This window comes from Pseudomonas sp. NFACC51, from assembly GCF_900103575.1.
Classification (GTDB): Bacteria; Pseudomonadota; Gammaproteobacteria; order Pseudomonadales; family Pseudomonadaceae; genus Aquipseudomonas; species Aquipseudomonas fluorescens_Q.
On the sequence record NZ_FMXH01000011.1, the window covers coordinates 154,524 to 173,725 of the forward strand.

Below are 19,202 nucleotides of genomic sequence, written 5' to 3' on the forward strand. Positions count from 1 at the left end.
TCAGTACCCGCCTTTTTTACCGATCCCGGCGTAGACGAATTCGTAATGCAGTTCGCAACGTTCGAACCATGGCGCCACGCCGGTTTCCTTGTCGGTATGACGGCCGAGGGAGCCATGGCCGCCAGGTGGCAGGAGGGTGAACGTCAGTTGATATTTGCCAGGGCCGAGCAGCTTGACGTTGTCGCCATAGTGCGGCCCGTCGTTGGCGACCATGGCGTGGAAGTCACCCTTGAGTTCGGTGTCGTTGCCTTGTTTCTTCAGTTGGAACGACACATTGAGGTAGGGCACGAAACTACCTTCCTGGAAGCCCTGCTTATTGTCCGCCGTGGCGCGGATGTCGGCTTCCAGGTGCACGTCGGAATCGGCAGTGGCGCGCATCATCCCGGCCGGGGCCATTTCAATCGGCTGCAAATACACCGCACCGACCTCCAGTCCCGGGCACAGTTGCGGTTCGCCGATGGGGTATTCCTTGGCCTGGGCCAGCGGTGCGAGAAACAGCAGGGCCAGAGGCAGAGTTGCAAGTGTGCGCATGATGACTTCCTGGTTGGCTAAATGATGGCGCCGAGTCTAGGAAGCTTTGCTGCGAATAATAATGATTCTTGTCAATTTTTCAGCGCGAATTTTCCAACAACGAGTGACGACTCGTTCCTGCGCGGTTGTTCTTGATCGCGATCAAGGGGCACGGTGCCCCGACGCGGTAGGGTGCGGGTACACCCATCCGTTATACGGGGTCGTCATGGCAAAGCCATTTCCCATCAGTCCCAAACATCCCGAGCGCATTTGCTGGGGGTGTGATCGCTACTGTCCGACCAGTGCGCTGGCCTGCGGCAACGGTGCCGATCGAACGATGCATCCGGCTGAGATGATTGGGGAGGATTGGTATCTGCACGGGGATTGGGGGTTGGAGCTGGTCGATATCACCGCCAAGGTCATCGATCCAAGCGCCACTCACCCGAAGGAATGAAATAACCTGTAGTGAGGGGCCCCCTGTGGCGAGGGAGCTTGCTCCCGCTCGGCTGCGAAGCAGTCGTAAACCGGCGGGTGGGGGGTGTCTGATACTGCGCATTTGGCAGGTTAGGGGCCGCTTCGCAGCCCAGCGGGAGCAAGCTCCCTCGCCACAATGGATCATACGCACCTTAGAGCTTCGGCAACTGCCCGATCCGCCCCATCATCTCGGTCACGATCTGCAAGTCCAACAGGAACTGCTCGACCGTCTTGAACTCGTTGTCGTTGTGACCGGTGTACTTGACGTCGGGCATGGCCAGGCCGAATTGCACGCCATTGGGCAAGTCATGAACCGAAGTGGCGCCGGCAGAGGTGCCGTATTTGTGTTCCATGCCCAGGTTTTCACTTGCCACGGCCAGCAGTGCCTTGACCCATTCCCCCTCGGGGTTGCGGTACATCGGCTCGTCAATGGAATAGTCGAAGGCCACCGCGACGTGGGACTTCTTGCTCCAGGCGGCCAGTTTGTCGGCGATTTCAGTCTTGAGGGCTGCTGTGGTCTTGCCCACTGGCACTCGCAGGTTGACCGCCAACTTGAAGGTCTTCTCGTCCATGCCGACGTAGGTCAGGGACGCGGTCAGCGGGCCCATGAAAGCATCGGAAAAACCAATTCCCAGTTTGCTGCCCAGATAGTCCAGGCCCCAGTTGTCGGCGGCATAGCGGGCGGCGTCGGTGATGTGGTTGCGTTTGAGCGCGACCTTGCCGTCCAGGCTATTGATGAAGTCCAGCATCCTTGCCACCGGGTTGACGCCTGACTCGGGTTCGGAGGAGTGGGCGGACACGCCAGTGAAGGTCAGTTGGACGTCCTTGCCGACAACCTGGCTGGCCACCTCGAAGTGACCGCCATTGCGCTTGGCATAGTCGGTACCGGCCTTGAGCAGGCTGGTAGCCAATTCGGCGGGCTTGTCGCTGGCGAAGGTGGCAACGGACGTCGACGGAATCTGATTGGTCGCCAAGCCGCCCGTCAGCGCGGTAATTTCTGCCCCCTTGCCCTGTGCAGCGCGTCGGGTAAAGTTCGCCATGATGGTGCCATAGCCTTTCTCGGCGATCACTACGGGGTAGCCGCCATCCAGCGCCAGGTTGTAGTTGGGCGTCGGGTTGCGTTCAAAGTAATAGGGGATGGCGTCGCCAGTGGTTTCCTCGGTGGTGTCGACCAGCAGCTTGAAGTTGCGCGCCAGCGGCAGTTTCTCTTCCTTGATGATTTTCATGGCATAGAGCGCGACCACGATGCCGTTCTTGTCGTCCTCGGTACCGCGGCCATACATGCGGTCGCCCACCAGGGTGACCTTGAACGGGTCGAGGCGGGTGCCATCTTTCAACACCCAGTTTTCCGGCGTTACCGGCACCACGTCGGCATGGGCGTGAATGCCGACGACTTCGTCACCGCCGCCTTCGAGGGAAATCTCATAGACGCGGTTGTCGACATTGCGGAAGTTGAGGTTGAACGCTTCGGCCAGGCTTTTGATCTTGTCGGCGATCTTGAGAAATTCCGGGTTCTCGTGCTGGGCGACGCCGTCCTTGCGAAAAGTCGGGATGGCGACCAGTTCCTTCAGGGTCTCGGTGGCCGCTTGGCCGTATTTCACTCGGGCATAGAGACCTAACAGGCGATGGATTTCATTCTGCTGTTCAACTGAAAGGGTTTTGTTGCCTTGGAACGCGCTGATGGCCGAGCCGAGGTTCGCGGCTTTGCCCGGGTCGCTCTTGGCCACGTCGGCCAGGAACTGCCTGAAATCGGTGGCTGAGGTGTTGGAGAAGGTTTTGACGATGGCTGCGCCCTGTTGGGCGGTGATGTTGGCGAGTGCTGGTGTGGTGATCGAAGCGAGGCTGGACAGCAGCAGGGTGGTCACTGCCAGATGTTTGAGCGAGAAGTCCATTGCTGGGCATTCCTTTGCAGGCGGTAGGAGACAAGTGTCTGATTTGATGACACAAACGCTTGCAACCTAACACCGCGAGGAAAGGGTGGGGGAGTCCTGCAGGAAAATCTGTCGCACAGCGAAGCAAAAACGGCGCAGAAATGAAAAATGGCGCAGGGCCATCAAACACCCGAAAACCCATGTGGCAGCGAGCTTGCTCGCGAAGGCGGCGATACATTCAGCCTCAATGCAAGCAGGCCCACCGCTATCGCGAGCAAGCTCGCTGCCATAGGTGCGCATTGCTTAATGCGGTGCGCGGGGGATGGTCTTGAGCAGGTCTTCAGGGCTGATGTGGCCGACCACGGGCTGCGCCGTGCTGCCAGGTAACGGCAGGTCGAGGATGTGTCCCTTGATCTTGCCGACCACATGCATTTCGCAGGGTTTGCAATCGAACTTCAACGTCAGCACTTCATCACCGTGTATCAGCTGCATCGGCGCCACCTTGGTGCGCACGCCAGTGACCCCCTTGGCCTGCTTGGGGCAGAGGTTGAACGAGAAGCGCAGGCAGTGCTTGGTGATCATCACCGGCACTTCTCCCGTTTCCTCGTGGGCCTCGAACGCCGCGTCGATCAGCATGACGCCGTGACGATGATAGAAGTCCCGGGCCTTCTGGTTGTAGACGTTGGCCAGGAACGACAGGTGCGATTCCGGGTACACCGGCGGCGGGTTGGTCTCGGCCTTGCGGCCACCGCGTGGGTGGGCTTTGATGCGGGCGCTGGTCAGGGCCTCGATGGCTTCGCGGCGCAAGGCCTTGAGCTGCGAGTTGGGGACGAAGAACGCCTGGGGCGCATCCAGCTCGATCGCGGTGGCGTGGTATTCGGTGGTGCCCAGTTGGCCGAGCAGGTCGTGCAATTGCTCCAGGGCCTGTTCCGGCTTGTTGGCCTGGCCGAACGGTCCGTCCAGGGCGACGCTGGCGCTGATGCCTTCTTCGCTGGTGGCGGTCAGTTCCAGGCGCTCTTCGCGCAGGCGCGCAACCCAGGCCAGGCCGACGCGGCGTTCGGAGGAGGTCTTGAGCAACGCTTGCTGCCAGTTGTGGTCCAGGTTGCGGCTCAACGGGTGGTTGGGGCGCAACTGGTACATGCCGGCCGGCATCTCGTTGGGTTCGACACGGTAGCGGTAACGCTTCTGGCCGTCCTCTTCGAACTCACCCTTGGGCTCGGCGATGTTGGCGCGGAAACCGACGACTTCGCGCTTGACCAGCACATTGAGGCCGTCGCCGTTGGACAGCGGATCGAAGGTCACCACTTGCAGGTCACGTTTGCCGACTTTTTCCACCACGCCCACCGGCACGCCCGTAAAGGTCGGCGAATCGAAGGCGCCGATGTCGATCTTGCGTTCGCTGACGAAATAGTCGGTGCTGCCACGGTGGAAGGTCTTGTCCGGGTCGGGGACGAAGAAGTGCGCGGTGCGGCCGCTGGACGCGCGGGCCAGGTCCGGACGGTCTTCGAGGACATCGTCCAGGCGCTGGCGGTAATAGGCGGTGATGTTCTTCACATAACCCATGTCCTTGTAGCGGCCTTCGATCTTGAATGAACGCACGCCGGCTTCGACCAGGGCGCGGATGTTGGCGCTCTGGTTGTTGTCTTTCATCGACAGCAGGTGTTTTTCGTAGGCGACCACCCGGCCCTGGTCGTCCTTGAGGGTGTAGGGCAGGCGGCAGGCCTGGGAGCAGTCGCCACGGTTGGCGCTGCGGCCGTTCTGGGCGTGGGAGATGTTGCACTGGCCGGAAAACGCCACGCACAGCGCGCCGTGGATGAAGAACTCGATGGCTGCCTCGGTCTCGTCGGCGATGGCGCGGATTTCCTGCAGGTTCAGCTCACGGGCCAAGACCAGTTGCGAGAAACCAGCCTGGTCGAGGAACTTCGCTCGGGCCAGGGTACGGATGTCGGTCTGGGTGCTGGCGTGCAGCTCGATGGGTGGAATATCCAGCTCCATTACCCCCAGGTCCTGGACGATCAGCGCATCGACGCCGGCATCGTACAACTGGTGGATCAGTTGTCGGGCTGGCTCCAACTCGTTGTCGTGCAGGATGGTGTTGATGGTCGTGAACACACGGGCGTGGTAGCGATGGGCGAACTCCACCAGCCGGGCAATATCGCCCACTTCGTTGCAGGCGTTGTGACGTGCGCCGAAACTCGGGCCACCGATGTACACGGCGTCGGCGCCATGCAGGATGGCCTCGCGGGCGATGGTCACGTCGCGGGCGGGGCTGAGCAATTCCAGATGATGTTTGGGCAAGGACATTTGTTTTTAGTCAGGCTGGTCACGGTCGAAGCGAGCATTGTAGCCGCCAGGCGCCTTGCAGGCACCTGTGGACTTGGGTTAGCACGACCTTGACCGATACGCGGCGGTCCTGCTGGGGTCACCCAGGCGTCGAGCCGGCGCTGCACCAGCGGTTGCGCCCGGTGTTCTTGGCCAGGTACAGGAAGGCGTCCGCGGCCCTGATCAGCATGGCCGGGGTGACGTCCTCGCCGCTCGGCTGGCAGGTGGTGACGCCCGCGCTGATGGTCACGATGCCCAAGGGATGGTCGCCATGTTCAATGTTCAAGGCCCTGACCGCTTCGAGGATTTGCTGCACGACCCTGGTGGCGCCGGCGCTGTCGGTGTTTGGCAGCAGCACGGTGAACTCTTCACCGCCGTAGCGGACAGCCAGGTCGCCCGGCCGCTTGATGGTCTGCCTGAGCGCGGCTGCAATCGCCCGCAGGCAATCGTCCCCGGCGGCATGGCCGTATCTGTCGTTGAAACGCTTGAAGTAATCGACGTCGAGCATGATCAGGGCCAGGGACGAACCCTGGCGCCTGGCCAGGCGGATCTCATCGGCCAGGGCGATGTCCAGCCGCCTGCGGTTGCCCAGCCCGGTCAGGCTGTCGGTCAGCGCCATGTCGCGCATGGCCTGGTGGGCGCTGCGAATCTGCTTCTCCATGGCCATGCGGTAGCGCAGTTGGCTCAACACGATGAGCCCGAAGCCCACCAGTATCGCGATCAGGAAAATCAGCACCAGACCGGTCTTGAACAGGTCGCGGCGCCAGGGCGCGATGATCGATTCGCGGGACAAGCCGGCTTCCACCACCAGCGGGTAAGTGGTCAGCGCCCGGTAGCCGTATAGGCGCTCGGTGTCGTCGACGACGGCCTTGGCTTCGGCAACCCCTTGGTTGGAGGTGGGTAAATGTTCTCTGAAAATCACGCTGTTAACCAGGCTCTTGCCAATCACCGAAGCGACGAAGGGACGTCGGACCAGGATCGTTCCGCTGCGCTTGGCCAGGACCAGCGCGCCTTTGCCATCGATTTTGAAGTCGCCGTAGTAGTCGACGAAATAGCTCACCTTAACTGTTCCCAGCAATACGCCGGCAAACGAGCCATCGGGGTTGTTCAGGCGGCGGGAAATGGGAATGATCAGGTCATTGGTGGAACGGCTCTTGACGACGTCACCGATGCGCACGCCTTGATCCTTGTGGGTGCGGTGGTATTGGAAGTAGTCGCGGTCGGCGTTGTTCGCCATTTCCGGGATCGTCTCCTTGTCCGTCGCCAGCCATTGGCCGTCCGGGCCATAGATAAACAACCCGTGCAGTTGCGGCATGATGGCGGCCTGCTGCACCAATAGTTTATGGATGCGTGGGATATCCATGTTCTGCAGGCCATCGCCCTCCACTCGTTCGGCGAGGGCGGCGGTGACCACATCCACTTGTCGAATGGTGTCTTCAGCGTGCTGGGCCGTCGCCCGCGCCAGGTTCGTCACTGAATCCCGGGCAGATGCAAAAGCGGCGCGGTAGTCGCGCCAGGTCCGCCAGCCTTCGACGGCCAGGAAGGCCACAACCACCACCAGCATGAAGCTCACGGTGAGCCGCAACGCCGCTCCGGCCTGGGCGCTCTGGGGAGAAAAGACCTCATCAGTGTTTTCAATCTTTGGCTCTGGCCGTTTGCGTCCGAGCATCAACATTTCCTTTTACGACGGGTCTGCACACTATTGATGCGCAGCCTATCTTATTCGATTTCAGCACGTTAGCTTGCTACGACGAGGCAGGTACAACCGGCGACACACGATTGGGGAGAGAGGTTTCATGAAAGTTGGCGTCATTTCCGACACCCATGGTCTGCTCCGCCCGCAAGCGCTGGCAGCATTGCAGGGGTGTGAGCGTATCATCCATGCCGGTGACATCGGCAGCCCCGAGATCCTGGATCAATTGGCGTCGATTGCGCCATTGCACATGGTGCGCGGCAATAACGACCTGGGGGCCGATTGGGCCGGGCCGCTTGCTGACCGCCTGCAATTCGACCTGTGTGGATGGCAGGTCTTGCTGGTTCACGACATTGCCGATGTACAGGACTCGCTCGACCCGGGCGTGAACTGGGTGATCAGCGGCCATTCCCACAAGCCGGGCATCGAATGGCGTGGCGACCGGCTGTACCTGAACCCTGGCAGCGCCGGCCGGCGGCGGTTTACGCTGCCGGTGACGCTGGCGTTGGTCGAGGTGAGCGCTGGCGCGATCGAGCCGCGGCTGGTCCAGTTGCTGGAGTGATGGACACGCTTACTTGAAGTATTTGTCGACGTAGGACTGGATTTCCTTGCGCATGAAGCGCCCGGATTCATCCGCCCGCTCTTCCCAGCCGAACACGCACGCGGTGACGATGCCGTCGAAGCCGGTCTTGGCCAGCTCACTGAAGAACAGGTCCCAGTCGATCTCGCCCTGGTGCATGTCCATATGCTGGTGGACGGTGACCTTGGCGCCGGGCGGGTTGACGATGTAGCGCAGGCCGGACGAGGCCTTGTGATTGTAGGTGTCGGCGATGTGGACATGGGCGATCATCGACCCGGCCTCGGTGATCATGGCTTTCATGTCATCGCCGAAATAGAAGGTGTGCGGCGTGCAATAGAGGAACTTGACGTTGTTCGAACCGAGGGTCTTGAGCATGTCGAGGGCCGGGTGCAGTGTCTCGCACCAGTCCTCCGGGTGAGGTTCGACGTTCAGCGTGACGCCTTCTGCCTCCAGGACAGGCACCAGTTCTTCCATCGAACGCCACCAGGCCGCTTCGCTCGATTCGTGGCTGTGCACACCACCGCAGCAACTGACTTTATGCCCGCGATCAGGCGACGGCCCACGGCCGAACTCCGAGTTCATCGTCGTGCAACCCATTTCCACGGCGATCTGGATGGCCTCCTTCCAGTAGTTCACCGCTGCCCGGCGTTCGTCTTCGTGGGGGCTGGCCCAGCGATACATCGGCAGCAGCGAGGCCAGTTGCAGATCGTGATCGCGCAGGGCTTTCTTGAACTCGGCGATGCGTTCCTTGTGGGCGCGGGGGCGTACCCACCAGGGCAGGAAATCTTCCCGTGGCGACAGTTCGAGGTATTCGAAACCGAGCTCGGCAGTCTTGCGGCACAGGTCCGGCAGGCTCAGGTGGCGATGCATGTAGGGGTCGAGGGCGATTTTCATTGTTGTTCTCCTTAGGAACGCTCATTACCCGTGGCGAGGGAGCTTGCTCCCGCTGGACTGCGCAGCAGTCCCAAGACGGGGCCGCTTCGCAGCCCAGCGGGAGCAAGCTCCCTCGCCACAGGGTTATTTTGACTGACGGGTGTCGGGTCAATAGGCGACCCACGCAGCATCCTGGTTGGCCGATTCCACGCAGCGTTCGATCCAACGCACGCCTTCCACGCCGACGTCGATGTCGGGGTAGCGCAGGGCGGCCAGCACCTCGCTGTCACCGCGGTTCGCTGCATCCATGGCCAGGGCGAAGCGGCGATAGAGATTGGACCAGGCTTCGAACAGCCCTTCGGGGTGGCCACCACCGATGCGGTCGTCCTGCAGCGCGTCGGCGTGCAGGTAGCCCATGCCGCGTTCCAGGGTCTGCGCAGGTTGGCCCTGGATCTCGAAGCTCAACTGGTTGGGCCGCTCGTCCCACCATTCAAGGCTGGCCCGGGAGCCGATCACGCGGATTTTCTGCCCGTGCATGGAGCCGGCATTCACAGCGCTGGACCAGACCATGCCCATGGCGCCGCCTTCGTACTCCATCAAGGTGTAGGCGTTGTCTTCCAGCGGTGCGCGACTGGCGACGAAGCTTTGCCGGCTGCACATCAAGCGTTTGATCTTGAGATCGGGCAACATCACCTTGGACAAATACAGCGGGTGCGTACCGACATCCCCCAGTACATAGCTGGGCCCGGCCTGGCGCGGGTCGACGCGCCACTGGGTGGCCTGGTTCTGCGCCTCCACCGGGGCGCAGTGAAAACCATGGGCAAACTGCATGTGCACCATGCGGATCTCGCCCAGTGCCTGCGCCGCGATCATCGCCCGGGCCTGCTCGATCAACTGGTGCCCGGCATAGCCGTAGGTCAAGCCAACGATGCGTCCCTTGGCGTGCGCCAGGGTGCGCAGTGCCTCGGCCTGCTCGAGGGTAAAGCACAGCGGCTTTTCGCAGACCACATGCAGCCCTGCTTCCAGGGCGGCGCGGGTGATGGCGTAGTGGGTGCCGTTGGGCGTGGCGATTGACACCGCTTCAATCCCGTCGGGACGTTGTGCTTCCAGCTCGAACAGGCTGAGGTAGTCCGGATAGCAACGCTGGGGGTCGATACCCAGTTGCTCGCCAAAGGCTCGGCCACGGGCTGGATCGATATCCAGCGCCGCGGCAACCAACTCGAAATTCCGGTCGCGCAGGGCGGCCGAGCGATGGATGTAGCCGATCTGGCTGTGCTCGCCGCCACCGACCATGGCCCAACGGATGGGCCGCGTGATTGTTTTGCTGCCGTTGATCATGACGTTGTCCTTGTGTGATCAGAAACCGATGCGGGCCAGGTAGGCGCGGCTGGCGGCCACGTCGTCGAGGCTGCTCCCGGCGTTGCGTGGGTCACGCTCCTGTTCGACGGTGATGCAACCCACATAACCCAGTTCATGCACGAGGCTGTGCAGCGCCGGGTAATCGATGACGCCCCGCCCGATGGGGCACATCACGCCCCGGGCGCAAGCGTCGAAGAAGCGGATGCGTTCGTTCAGCACCTGGTCGAACACCGCCGGGTCGATGTCCTTGAAGTGCAGGTAGTCCAGGCGATGGGCGTAGGTGCGCAGCGACGCGACCGGGTCCATGCCCGCGTAATAGAGATGCCCGGTGTCCAGGCACAACCCGGCGACTTCATCGGGAATGTCGTCCACCAGGCGCGCCAACTCGTCGGCGAACTCGATGTAGCCACCGGCGTGGGGATGGATGACGGCGCGGATGCCGTATTGATGCCAGGTGATGTCAGCAATGGCGCGGATGTGCGCCATCATCGTATTCCAGCGAGCGTCGTCCAGGCGCGGGGCGCGGTCCGAGTGACCGGCTGCGTAGTCGCGCGCCTCGTGGCCCCAGTCGATGATCACCAGATACGGCCCGGCGAAGCGTTGGCCGAGCTGTTTTTCCATGGGGGGCAACTGCCTGAGCAACGTGCAGATGTCGTGGGCCTGGCGCAGCAGTCCAGGCAGGTTGGCGGGGTTGACCAAGTCGTCGAAGATCGTCCCGGCAACCACGTGCAGGCCGTGTTCGGACAAGGCCGCGCCTACGCCTTCGGCGTCCAGGGGCAAGTAACCATAAGGCCCCAGCTCAATGCCGCGATAACCGGCCTCGGCGGCTTCGCCAAGTACCCGGCGCCACGGTGGCAGGAACGGGTTCTTGACGTCATCGACGCCCCAACAGCAGGGTGCTGTACAGATGTGAATGGCCATGGAAGCTCTCCGGCTGTGTTTATTGTTATGGGCTGGACTTGATGCTATTGCGTTGCTGGGGAGGGGGCCATGGGGTGTTGGCTTAATCTGTCAAAACCCCTCATGATGCCGGGCAGAGGTGTCAAAACATGTCAGAAAAGCCACGCCGAATGCTTCGCCCCACCATGGCTGATGTCGCCCGGGAGGCCGGGGTCAGCTTGTCTACCGTCGACCGGGTGTTGAACCTGCGCGCCGATGTGCGCGCCGATACCGCCCAACGTATTGCCGCGGCGGCCGCGCGGTTGGGGTTTCATGCCAAGGGCGTTATCGAGCAGCGGGTGCTCAACGACCGCCCGACCTTGCGGCTTGGCTTTCTGTTGCAGAAAAGCGGCGTACCTTTTTACCAGGGGCTGGCCCATGCGTTGTCGAACGCTGCCGCGACCTGCACGCGAGCACGGATTCGCGTGGTCATCGGCTACTTGGACGACCTCGATCCGGTCATCGTGGCGCAACGTATCCTGGCCCTGCGCGATCAAGTGGACGGCCTGGGCGTGGTGGCGGTGGATCATCCCCGGGTCCGGGAGGCGGTTGCGCAATTGCGCGAGACAGGGGTTTCGGCGGTAGCGCTGCTGTCGGAGCTGTCCAGCGCCAGCGGCACGGGGTACGTCGGGTTGGACAATCGACTCACGGGCCGCACGGCAGGTTGGTTCATCAGCCGTCTGGCGAGTCGACCCGGGGCGGCGGCCGTCATGCTCAGCAGCCAGCGTTTCCAGTGCCAGGAATTGTGCGAGCTGAGCTTTCACAGTTATCTGGCCGAGCACTCCAGCGAATGGGAGCTGCTCGCGTCGCGCCTGACGCTGGAGGACGATGAGTTCGCGTATGGCAACACGCTGGATTTGCTCACCGCAGAGCCTGACCTGGTAGGGCTTTATGTGGCCGGTGGTGGCATCGCCGGCGTATTGCGGGCCTTGCGCAGCCTCCAGAAACAGAAGATTCGCTTGCCTGTGGTGGTGTGCCATGACCTGACGCCGTTGACACGCGAGGCGTTGAAGACGGGGCTGGTCCAGGCGGTGCTGTCTCATCCCGTCGTGACCATGGCCGAACAGGCAGTCGAAGCCCTGGTCGAGGCAGCGACTGCCACCTCGCCAGGCTCGGCGCCGAGGCGGGTGGTGCCGCTTCAGATCGATGTGCCGGAAAGCACCTGAATGTTTGATGCATTCTCAGCCGCCGCTTTCGCGAACAGGCTGGTTCCGTCGGCTCCTGGGTATTAAGCCTCTTGGCCTGCTTGAGCCTCTGTCAGGGTCGGATAGTCCGTATAACCCCGCTCGTCGCCCTGGTAGAACGTCGATGCGTCAGGGGCGTTCAGCGCCTGGCCCCGTTTGAAACGCTCCACCAGGTCCGGGTTCGCCAGAAACGGCGTGCCGAATGCCACCAGGTCGGCTTCTCCACGGCTGATGGCAGTGGCCGCGCGTTCGGCGCTGTAGCCGCCATTGGCGATGTACGGCCCGCCAAAGCGGCGCTTGAGTTCCAGGAAGTCGAACGGGCCTTCGCCCAACTCCACAATGTGCAGGTAAGCCAGGCCATAGCGGCTGAGCATTCTGGCGGTGTAGTCGAAGGTCGCTTGCGGGTTGCTGTCGCTCATCGAGAAGTAACTGAAGATCGGCGACAGGCGAACACCGACACGGCTGGCGCCGAAGACTTCAATCACCGACTCGACCACCTCCTTGAGGAAACGGGCACGGTTCTCGATCGAGCCGCCGTAGGCATCGGTCCGTTGGTTGGTGCCATCACGCAGGAACTGGTCGATCAGGTAGCCGTTGGCGCCATGAATTTCCACGCCGTCGAAGCCGGCCAGCTTCGCGTTGGCCGCGGCCTGGCGGAAGTCGGCGACCACACCGGGGATTTCATCGAGCTCCAGGGCCCGTGGCAGCTCATAGGGCTTGAGACCTTCGGCGGTGTAGATCTCGCCATCGGCCTTGATTGCCGAAGGGGCTACGGGTTGGGCGCCGTTGACCTGCACCAGCGGATGAGAAAGACGGCCTACGTGCCAGAGCTGCAGAAAGATCTGTCCGCCCTCGGCATGAACTGCGTCGGTCACCTGTTTCCAGCCGGTGATTTGCTCAGGGGTAAAGATCCCTGGCGTTCTCAGGTAACCCTTGCCCTGGGCCGACACCTGGGAACCTTCGCTGACGATCAGGCCGGCGCTGGCCCGTTGGCTGTAGTACTCGGCCATCAGGGGCGTGGCGGCGTCACCGGCACCTGCCCGGCTGCGGGTCATGGGGGCCATGATCATGCGGTTTTTCAGGGACAGCTTGCCGACCTGGGCGCGGGACAGCAGCAGGTCGAGACCGATGTTGGTCATGATGTTCACCTCTATGGGATTCGGACAGTGGATCAGGGTTGAGTCGAGGAGCGGCTAGGCCAGCCGACCCTCTTGCTGCAAAACGGTGCCGATGCGCTGGATTTCCTTCTCGCCTTTTTCCAGTGCGGCTTTGCTGGTGTGCACGGAGTAGTAGCCCATCACCAGGTCGTGGGGATGCTTGACTGCGGAGCCGAGCACGAAGGACGTTGCGCCTTGGGCAACCATGTCGATGGCCCCGCCGGATTCATCGAAGACCACCATTTCCCCGGCATTGACGGTGTCGCCAGCATCGAGACTGCCGTCGTTGACCGCCAGCCAGGCGACGGTGTGCCCGGCCGGTGGCGTGTAGCGCCAGTGCTCGTTGTCTTGCAACTGCACGGCGAGGTAATTCATGCCTGCTGGCGCCGCGACACTGCTGCGGGCGCTGCCGTATTGGCCGAGCAACACCAGCGCCGGACCTTCACGGGGGATCTCGGAGGGCGCCAGGTAGACGCTGCGGGCCGGGGCATTTTCTTCTGCCGCCGGCAGCGCAACCCAGAGCTGGAAGCCTTGGTTCGGCAAACCTGCGACGGGGCGGGCGGTGTGCCATACGCCGTTACCGGCTTGCATCCACTCCATGCCGCCGCTGGGCAGCGTGCCTGACTGGCCCGTGGTGTCTTCGTAGATCACCTGGCCCTCGATCATGTAGGTCAGCGTGGCAATACCGGAATGCGGGTGCATGCCGAAACCTCTGTGCAGGGCGTCGGCGTTGAAGGCGAAGTGATCGAGAAACACGAATGGCTTGCAGAGCTGGCCCAGGTCACCGGGACTCATGAGCCGGGTGATCGGCCCATGGCGGTTGCCGGAGGTGCGATGGACGATGGCGCGGGGCGGTGCTGCGACGATGCTGTTCATGGGGTGTCTCCAAGTCTTGGGCGTTGGGCCTCGATGCGAGAAGGATAAGTGCCTGCCAATAGATTGATTAGCCGATACAATCGGATTGAACTCATCCATAAAACGAAGGAATGTCAGTGCCATGCTCGATCTCAACGATGTTGCGCTGTTCGTTCAGGTGGTCCGCAGCGGCAGCTTCGCCGAAGCCGCCAGACGCTTGGGCATGCCTTCCAATACCGTCAGCCGACGGGTTCAGCAGTTGGAGGCCCAGCTTGAATCGCGACTTTTGCAGCGCTCGACCCGCAAACTCACGCTGACTCATGCGGGCCAGGGGTTTTATGAGCGCTGCGTGGATGCGGTGGACGGCCTGATGGATGCCGGACAGGCGCTGATGATGGGCAGCGAGGAACCCAGCGGCCTGGTGCGCATCGCGGCGATGGCGGATTTTTTCGATTTCTTCCCGATGCAATGGGTGGCCGACTTTTTAGCCGCGCATCCGCGAGTGCAACTTGATTTCGTGCTCAGCGACGCCCGGGTCGATCTGATTGCCGACCGCATCGACGTTGCCTTTCGCGGCGGTCCCTTGCAGGACTCGGGGTATGTCGGTCGCCAACTGCTCAAGAACGACGGTGACGGCATGGTCGCCAGCCCCGCGTACATTGCCGCGCGCGGCGCACCGCTTTCGTTGCAGGATCTGGCTCACCACGACGGCGTGAGTTTCGCTCATCCCGGCGGCATGACCCATTGGCGATTCGTTGGCCCGGACGGCATCGAGGAACAGGTGCAGATCGCCAGCCGATTCCACGCCAACACCGCCCAGGCGTTGCGCAGGGCGACCGTCGCAGGCCTTGGCATCGCCGTGTTGCCCGGGGCGCTGAGCAGCCTCGACCTGGAAGCCGGAAGGCTGGTGCGTGTCCTGCCACAATACCAACGCGTCGGCTTCGGTCTGAATGTGCTCTATCCGAGCCGGCGGCAGTTGCCGCTGGCGGTTTCGGCTTTCATCGGGTTGGTGATGGAGAAACTTGAGCTCAAGGCGTTTCCGGCGCGGATGCAGTGAGTGAGCCATCCAGGCCGGTGTCGTGGCGGGATAAGCCCGCTGTGCCGCACCTCAATACCGTGGCGAGGGAGCTTGCTCCCGCTGGCTGCGCAGCAGCCTACAAGCTGAACGCAATCAGCCTGACAGACCTTGGCGACGGGTTTGGGGCCGCTGCGCAACCCAGCGGGAGCAAGCTCCCTCGCCACAAAGGCATTCCCTCTCCAAGATGTGGATGTCAGGGGTGGCGCTACCGCGTGCATCGACCTTCTTGCCACACCGCTAAACCGCTCTTGTGGCGAGGGAGCTTGCTCCCGCTGGCTGCGCAGCAGCCTAAAAACTGGACGCAGTCCGCCTGACAGACCTTGGTGATAGGTTTGGGGCCGCTGCGCAGCCCAGCGGGAGCAAGCTCCCTCGCCACAGGTTCCGTGTGTCTCAGCTGCAAACAAGACTCGCCTTGTTCCTTTGGGTATCACGCCCGGGCAGTAGCCCATTTTTTTCCTTCCCAGCAACGATAAAAACCCTCGTTTCGCAAATTCCCGCCTGCCAACACAATCGCCTCGACACCTCATCTCGATAGCCGCAACCGCAGAACAACAAGAAAGCCGAACCCGAGGCGGCGCCATGCCCGCCTGAATCAAACCTATTGTCGGAAGTGCACAGACATGCCTGTTGAACCCCTACACATCGATACGCTCGTCATAGGCGCCGGCCAAGCCGGCATAGCCATGAGTGAGCACTTGAGCCGGCAAGGCGTACCGCATCTCGTGGTGGAGCGAAGCGGCATTGCCGAAGCTTGGCGCACATCACGTTGGGATTCGCTGGTCGCCAATGGCCCGGCCTGGCATGACCGTTTTCCGGGGTTGGAATTCGAGGGACTCGGTCCTGATGACTTCGCGACAAAGGACCAGGTGGCCGATTATTTCGAAGCCTATGCCAACAAGTTCAACGCACCGATCCGTACCGGCGTGGAGGTCAGGAAAGTCGAGCGCAATGTCGGCCGTCCGGGGTTCACCGTTGAAACCTCTGAAGGCTTGATCGAGGCGATCCATGTCGTCGTCGCCACCGGGCCCTTCCAGCGACCGGTGATTCCACCGATTGCACCCGATATGGCGACGGTTACCCAGTTGCACTCGGCCCAGTACCGCAATCCCCGGCAATTGCCCGAGGGGGCTGTGTTGGTGGTGGGCGCCGGGTCGTCGGGGGTGCAGATCGCCGATGAACTGCAGCGCGCCGGCAAACAGGTCTATCTCTCGGTGGGCGCCCACGATCGTCCGCCCCGGGCCTATCGCAACCGCGACTTCTGCTGGTGGCTAGGCGTGCTGGGCGAGTGGGACGCGGAGGCGGTCCAGCCGGGCAAGGAGCACGTCACTATCGCGGTGAGCGGTGCCCGTGGTGGCCATACCGTGGATTTTCGCCGGCTGGCCCAGGAGGGCATCACCCTGGTGGGGCTGACGAAATCGTTCAATGGCAGCGTGGTGACCTTTGAGCCGAATCTGGCCGAAAACATCGCCCGCGGCGACGAAAACTACCTGGCGCTGCTGGATGCCGCCGACGCCTACATCGCCCGCAACGGCCTGGACCTGCCGCTCGAACCTGAAGCTCGTCACCGGCTGCCTGATCCGCAATGCCTGACCCGGCCAATCCTGGAACTGGACCTGGTCGCCGCCGGCGTGACCAGTGTCATCTGGGCCACCGGCTACTCGGTGGATTACAGCTGGCTGAAGGTCGACGCCCTCGGCGCCAATGGCAAGCCTCGGCATCAGCGTGGCGTTTCCAGGGAACCGGGCCTGTATTTCGTCGGCTTGCCCTGGCTGTCGCGACGGGGCTCGGCGTTCATCTGGGGCGTCTGGCATGACGCCCGGCATATTGCCGACCACATCGTGAAGCAACGCATTTATCTCGCCTATCAGGATGCTGCCCAGCGCCAGGCGTCGGCACTCGACAGCGATTCACAGCGTTCGAAAACCAGTCTCACGGGAGTTCGTTGATGCCTACTCACACGCGTATTCGCATGTTCAATACCAAGGACACCTACCCGAACCAGACGCTGGACAACGATCTGTGCCAGGCCGTGCGCGCCGGCAACACCGTCTACGTGCGTGGTCAGGTCGGTACCGATTTCAATGGCCAACTGGTGGGCCTCGGCGATCCTCGCGCCCAGGCCGAACAGGCCATGCGCAACGTCAAGCAATTGCTGGAAGAGGCCGGCAGTGACCTGAGCCACATCGTCAAGACCACGACGTACCTGATCGACCCGCGTTATCGCGAGCCGGTGTACCAGGAGGTCGGCAAGTGGCTCAAGGGCGTGTTTCCGATCTCCACCGGCCTGGTGGTCAGTGCCCTGGGCCAGCCGCAGTGGCTGATGGAAATCGACGTGATTGCGGTGATCCCCGAATAAGGAGTGCGGCATGACTTTTTCCATCGTCGGGCGCTGCGCCGAAACTGGCCAGTTAGGCATCGCCATCAGCTCCTCGAGCATTGCCGTGGGTGCCCGTTGTCCCTGGTTGCGAGCCGGCGTCGGCGCGGTGTCGAGCCAGAACATTACGCTGCCGGCCCTGGGCCCGCAGGTTCTCGATGAATTGGCCAGCGGCCTGACCGCGCAAGCGGCGCTGGAGCGGACCCTGGCGCGCAACGGCTACGGCCAATACCGGCAGGTGGCGGTGATCGATGCCGAGGGCCGCACGGCGATTTTCAGCGGCGAGCATACCCTGGGCACCCACAACGCCGTGGCCGGTGAGCAATGCGTGGCGGCTGGCAATCTGTTGGCCAACGCTGCGGTGATCGAGGCCATGGTCACGACCTTCGAGCGGGGCGGTGGTTGTCTCGCGTCACGCCTGCTGAGCGCGCTGCAGGCCGGGCAGGCGGCCGGTGGCGAAGCCGGGGCGGTGCACTCGGCGGCGTTGTCGGTGGTGGATGACCTGACCTGGCCCATCGTCGATCTGCGGGTGGATTGGGCCGAGGAAAATCCCATCGGCGAGCTGGAGAAACTCTGGCTGGCCTATCAGCCACAACTGCTGGATTACCTGACCCGTGCCCTGGACCCGACAGCGGCGCCCAGCTATGGCGTGCCGGGCGATGAATGAGCTGCGCAGCCGGGAAATGCTCGCCAGCCTGGTGGGCTTTGCCACGGTCAGTCGCGATTCGAACCTGGCGCTGATCGAGTTCGTTCGCGATTACCTGCAAGGCTTGGGTGTGGCCTGCGAGCTGATTTACAACCCAGAGCGGACCAAGGCCAACCTGTTGGCGAGTATCGGTCCGGCGGTGTCCGGTGGCGTGGTCTTGTCCGGGCATACCGACGTGGTGCCGGTGGATGGCCAAGCCTGGACGGTCGATCCGTTTTGCCTGAGCGAGTTGGACGGCAAGCTGTTCGGGCGCGGCACGGCGGACATGAAGGGCTATCTGGCATCAGTGCTGGCAGCGGTGCCGACATTCCTCGCCAGCCCGCTTCGGCGACCGGTGCACCTGGCGTTTTCCTATGACGAAGAGGTGGGTTGCCTGGGCGTTCACAGCTTGCTGGAGGTGTTGGTTCGGCGAGTTCCGCAACCGGCCCTGTGCCTGATTGGCGAACCCACCCAACTCCGACCGGTGCTGGGGCACAAAGGCAAGCTGGCGATGCGTTGTCATGTGCGAGGGGCGGCCTGCCATTCGGCCTACGCCCCTTACGGGGTCAACGCCATCGAACAGGCGGCGCGCCTGATCGGGCGGTTGGGCGAGATCGGCGCGCAACTGGCCGAACCCTCGCGGCACGACCCGCGCTTCGACCCGGCGTTTTCCACGGTGCAGGTCGGGGTGGTCCACGGCGGCACGGCGCTGAACATCGTCCCGGCGGACTGTCGCTTCGATTTCGAGGTGCGCGCCTTGCCGGATTTCGATCCCCTCGTGGTGGTCGAGCAATTGCAAGGTTATGCCGAGCAGACCCTGCTGCCGGCCATGCAGGCGGTGGCGGGGGATACCGCAATCCGCTTCGAACCGTTGTCGGCCTACCCGGGCCTCGCCACTTCGCCGGACAGCGCGGCCGCCCGACTGGTTGCGCAACTGTGCGGCAGCGACGCGTTCGGCACCGTCGCCTTTGGCACCGAAGGCGGCCTGTTCCATCAGGCCGGGGTGCCGACGGTGGTCTGTGGCCCCGGCAGCATGGACCAGGGGCACAAGCCCGACGAATACGTGAGCGTTGAACAAATGGCCGCCTGCGACCGCTTGATGGATCGGCTGGCGAGCCATCTCTGTGAACCCAATGATTGCTGACCGCAAGGTGCCTGAGGAGGACGATTTCAAGGGAAGGAGATTCCTCGCGGTCAGCCAGGCGACACCCATGAACAGGCCGACAAGAGCCTTTGCTGTAGACCTTG

17 protein-coding genes are annotated in these 19,202 nt (G+C 62.7%); 8 read left to right on the forward strand and 9 right to left on the reverse strand.

Translation table 11 applies throughout. The features are described from left to right. The gene (locus BLT00_RS21340) at positions 1-531 is read right to left on the reverse strand and encodes an iron transporter (protein ID WP_063321427.1); all 531 of its coding nucleotides are present in this window, start codon (positions 529-531) and stop codon (positions 1-3) included. A 205-nt stretch (positions 532-736) separates the two neighbouring features. Here BLT00_RS21340 and BLT00_RS21345 point away from each other — a divergent pair, with 205 nt between their 5' ends. Continuing rightward, complete coding sequence (locus tag BLT00_RS21345; protein WP_027911723.1) at positions 737-964, forward strand: DUF3079 domain-containing protein; 228 nt, start codon at positions 737-739, stop codon at positions 962-964. A 172-nt stretch (positions 965-1,136) separates the two neighbouring features. Here the strand turns inward: BLT00_RS21345 and BLT00_RS21355 are convergent, their stop codons facing one another. From BLT00_RS21355 to BLT00_RS21370, 3 genes are all read right to left on the reverse strand, one after another. Further along, positions 1,137-2,876, reverse strand: a complete 1,740-nt coding sequence (locus BLT00_RS21355) for a dipeptidase (RefSeq protein WP_092141352.1) — start codon at positions 2,874-2,876, stop codon at positions 1,137-1,139. A gap of 282 nt (positions 2,877-3,158) precedes the next feature. After that, positions 3,159-5,159: a peptidase U32 family protein gene (locus tag BLT00_RS21365; RefSeq protein ID WP_092141346.1), complete on the reverse strand. Its 2,001-nt coding sequence runs from the start codon at positions 5,157-5,159 to the stop codon at positions 3,159-3,161. 118 nt (positions 5,160-5,277) lie between these two features. Next, a complete protein-coding gene (locus BLT00_RS21370; RefSeq protein ID WP_092141343.1) occupies positions 5,278-6,846 on the reverse strand; it encodes a sensor domain-containing diguanylate cyclase in 1,569 nt (522 codons plus the stop codon). A gap of 127 nt (positions 6,847-6,973) precedes the next feature. Between BLT00_RS21370 and BLT00_RS21375 the strand changes: the two genes are divergently transcribed. After that, positions 6,974-7,432 carry a metallophosphoesterase family protein gene (locus tag BLT00_RS21375; protein WP_092141340.1) on the forward strand — a complete coding sequence of 153 codons (459 nt, stop codon included), beginning with the start codon at positions 6,974-6,976 and terminating at the stop codon, positions 7,430-7,432. Positions 7,433-7,441: 9 nt separating this feature from the next. Here the strand turns inward: BLT00_RS21375 and BLT00_RS21380 are convergent, their stop codons facing one another. From BLT00_RS21380 to BLT00_RS21390, 3 genes are all read right to left on the reverse strand, one after another. Further along, positions 7,442-8,344: a sugar phosphate isomerase/epimerase family protein gene (locus BLT00_RS21380; RefSeq protein WP_092141337.1), complete on the reverse strand. Its 903-nt coding sequence runs from the start codon at positions 8,342-8,344 to the stop codon at positions 7,442-7,444. 147 nt (positions 8,345-8,491) lie between these two features. Beyond that, complete coding sequence (locus tag BLT00_RS21385; RefSeq protein ID WP_092141334.1) at positions 8,492-9,661, reverse strand: Gfo/Idh/MocA family protein; 1,170 nt, start codon at positions 9,659-9,661, stop codon at positions 8,492-8,494. A gap of 18 nt (positions 9,662-9,679) precedes the next feature. Next, positions 9,680-10,603, reverse strand: coding sequence for a TIM barrel protein (locus tag BLT00_RS21390; RefSeq protein WP_092141331.1), 924 nt, complete (start codon positions 10,601-10,603; stop codon positions 9,680-9,682). A gap of 128 nt (positions 10,604-10,731) precedes the next feature. On the opposite strand from BLT00_RS21390, the gene BLT00_RS21395 reads away from it, so the two are divergent. Continuing rightward, positions 10,732-11,787, forward strand: a complete 1,056-nt coding sequence (locus BLT00_RS21395) for a LacI family DNA-binding transcriptional regulator (protein ID WP_092141328.1) — start codon at positions 10,732-10,734, stop codon at positions 11,785-11,787. A gap of 62 nt (positions 11,788-11,849) precedes the next feature. Here BLT00_RS21395 and BLT00_RS21400 read toward each other — a convergent pair whose 3' ends face one another. After that, positions 11,850-12,944 (reverse strand): alkene reductase, encoded by a 1,095-nt coding sequence (locus BLT00_RS21400; protein WP_092141325.1) that lies wholly within the window; start codon positions 12,942-12,944, stop codon positions 11,850-11,852. Between the two features lie 54 nt (positions 12,945-12,998). After that, complete coding sequence (locus tag BLT00_RS21405; protein WP_092141322.1) at positions 12,999-13,838, reverse strand: pirin family protein; 840 nt, start codon at positions 13,836-13,838, stop codon at positions 12,999-13,001. A gap of 121 nt (positions 13,839-13,959) precedes the next feature. Here BLT00_RS21405 and BLT00_RS21410 point away from each other — a divergent pair, with 121 nt between their 5' ends. The 5 genes from BLT00_RS21410 (at position 13,960) to argE (ending at position 19,098) form a co-directional block, all read left to right on the forward strand. After that, positions 13,960-14,874, forward strand: a complete 915-nt coding sequence (locus BLT00_RS21410; RefSeq protein WP_092141319.1) for a LysR family transcriptional regulator — start codon at positions 13,960-13,962, stop codon at positions 14,872-14,874. Positions 14,875-15,515: 641 nt separating this feature from the next. Continuing rightward, positions 15,516-16,841 carry a flavin-containing monooxygenase gene (locus BLT00_RS21415; protein ID WP_092141316.1) on the forward strand — a complete coding sequence of 442 codons (1,326 nt, stop codon included), beginning with the start codon at positions 15,516-15,518 and terminating at the stop codon, positions 16,839-16,841. Next, complete coding sequence (locus tag BLT00_RS21420) at positions 16,841-17,251, forward strand: RidA family protein (RefSeq protein ID WP_003201555.1); 411 nt, start codon at positions 16,841-16,843, stop codon at positions 17,249-17,251. Before BLT00_RS21415 ends, BLT00_RS21420 begins: the two co-directional genes overlap by 1 nt. 10 nt (positions 17,252-17,261) lie before the next feature. Next, entirely contained in the window at positions 17,262-17,936 is a 675-nt protein-coding gene (locus BLT00_RS21425; RefSeq protein WP_092141313.1) for a DUF1028 domain-containing protein, read from the forward strand. Then, positions 17,929-19,098 carry an acetylornithine deacetylase gene (gene argE, locus BLT00_RS21430; RefSeq protein WP_092141310.1) on the forward strand — a complete coding sequence of 390 codons (1,170 nt, stop codon included), beginning with the start codon at positions 17,929-17,931 and terminating at the stop codon, positions 19,096-19,098. The genes BLT00_RS21425 and argE overlap by 8 nt, the downstream gene beginning before the upstream one ends. The last annotated feature ends 104 nt before the right edge of the window (positions 19,099-19,202 follow it).

Bases quoted from the DNA above. Each gene is read 5' to 3' on its own strand.
- BLT00_RS21340 (WP_063321427.1), bottom strand. From the start codon at position 531: ATGCGCACACTTGCAACTCTGCCTCTGGCCCTGCTGTTTCTCGCACCG.
- BLT00_RS21345 (WP_027911723.1), top strand. From the start codon at position 737: ATGGCAAAGCCATTTCCCATCAGTCCCAAACATCCCGAGCGCATTTGC.
- BLT00_RS21355 (WP_092141352.1), bottom strand. From the start codon at position 2,876: ATGGACTTCTCGCTCAAACATCTGGCAGTGACCACCCTGCTGCTGTCC.
- BLT00_RS21365 (WP_092141346.1), bottom strand. From the start codon at position 5,159: ATGTCCTTGCCCAAACATCATCTGGAATTGCTCAGCCCCGCCCGCGAC.
- BLT00_RS21370 (WP_092141343.1), bottom strand. From the start codon at position 6,846: ATGCTCGGACGCAAACGGCCAGAGCCAAAGATTGAAAACACTGATGAG.
- BLT00_RS21375 (WP_092141340.1), top strand. From the start codon at position 6,974: ATGAAAGTTGGCGTCATTTCCGACACCCATGGTCTGCTCCGCCCGCAA.
- BLT00_RS21380 (WP_092141337.1), bottom strand. From the start codon at position 8,344: ATGAAAATCGCCCTCGACCCCTACATGCATCGCCACCTGAGCCTGCCG.
- BLT00_RS21385 (WP_092141334.1), bottom strand. From the start codon at position 9,661: ATGATCAACGGCAGCAAAACAATCACGCGGCCCATCCGTTGGGCCATG.
- BLT00_RS21390 (WP_092141331.1), bottom strand. From the start codon at position 10,603: ATGGCCATTCACATCTGTACAGCACCCTGCTGTTGGGGCGTCGATGAC.
- BLT00_RS21395 (WP_092141328.1), top strand. From the start codon at position 10,732: ATGTCAGAAAAGCCACGCCGAATGCTTCGCCCCACCATGGCTGATGTC.
- BLT00_RS21400 (WP_092141325.1), bottom strand. From the start codon at position 12,944: ATGACCAACATCGGTCTCGACCTGCTGCTGTCCCGCGCCCAGGTCGGC.
- BLT00_RS21405 (WP_092141322.1), bottom strand. From the start codon at position 13,838: ATGAACAGCATCGTCGCAGCACCGCCCCGCGCCATCGTCCATCGCACC.
- BLT00_RS21410 (WP_092141319.1), top strand. From the start codon at position 13,960: ATGCTCGATCTCAACGATGTTGCGCTGTTCGTTCAGGTGGTCCGCAGC.
- BLT00_RS21415 (WP_092141316.1), top strand. From the start codon at position 15,516: ATGCCTGTTGAACCCCTACACATCGATACGCTCGTCATAGGCGCCGGC.
- BLT00_RS21420 (WP_003201555.1), top strand. From the start codon at position 16,841: ATGCCTACTCACACGCGTATTCGCATGTTCAATACCAAGGACACCTAC.
- BLT00_RS21425 (WP_092141313.1), top strand. From the start codon at position 17,262: ATGACTTTTTCCATCGTCGGGCGCTGCGCCGAAACTGGCCAGTTAGGC.
- argE (WP_092141310.1), top strand. From the start codon at position 17,929: ATGAATGAGCTGCGCAGCCGGGAAATGCTCGCCAGCCTGGTGGGCTTT.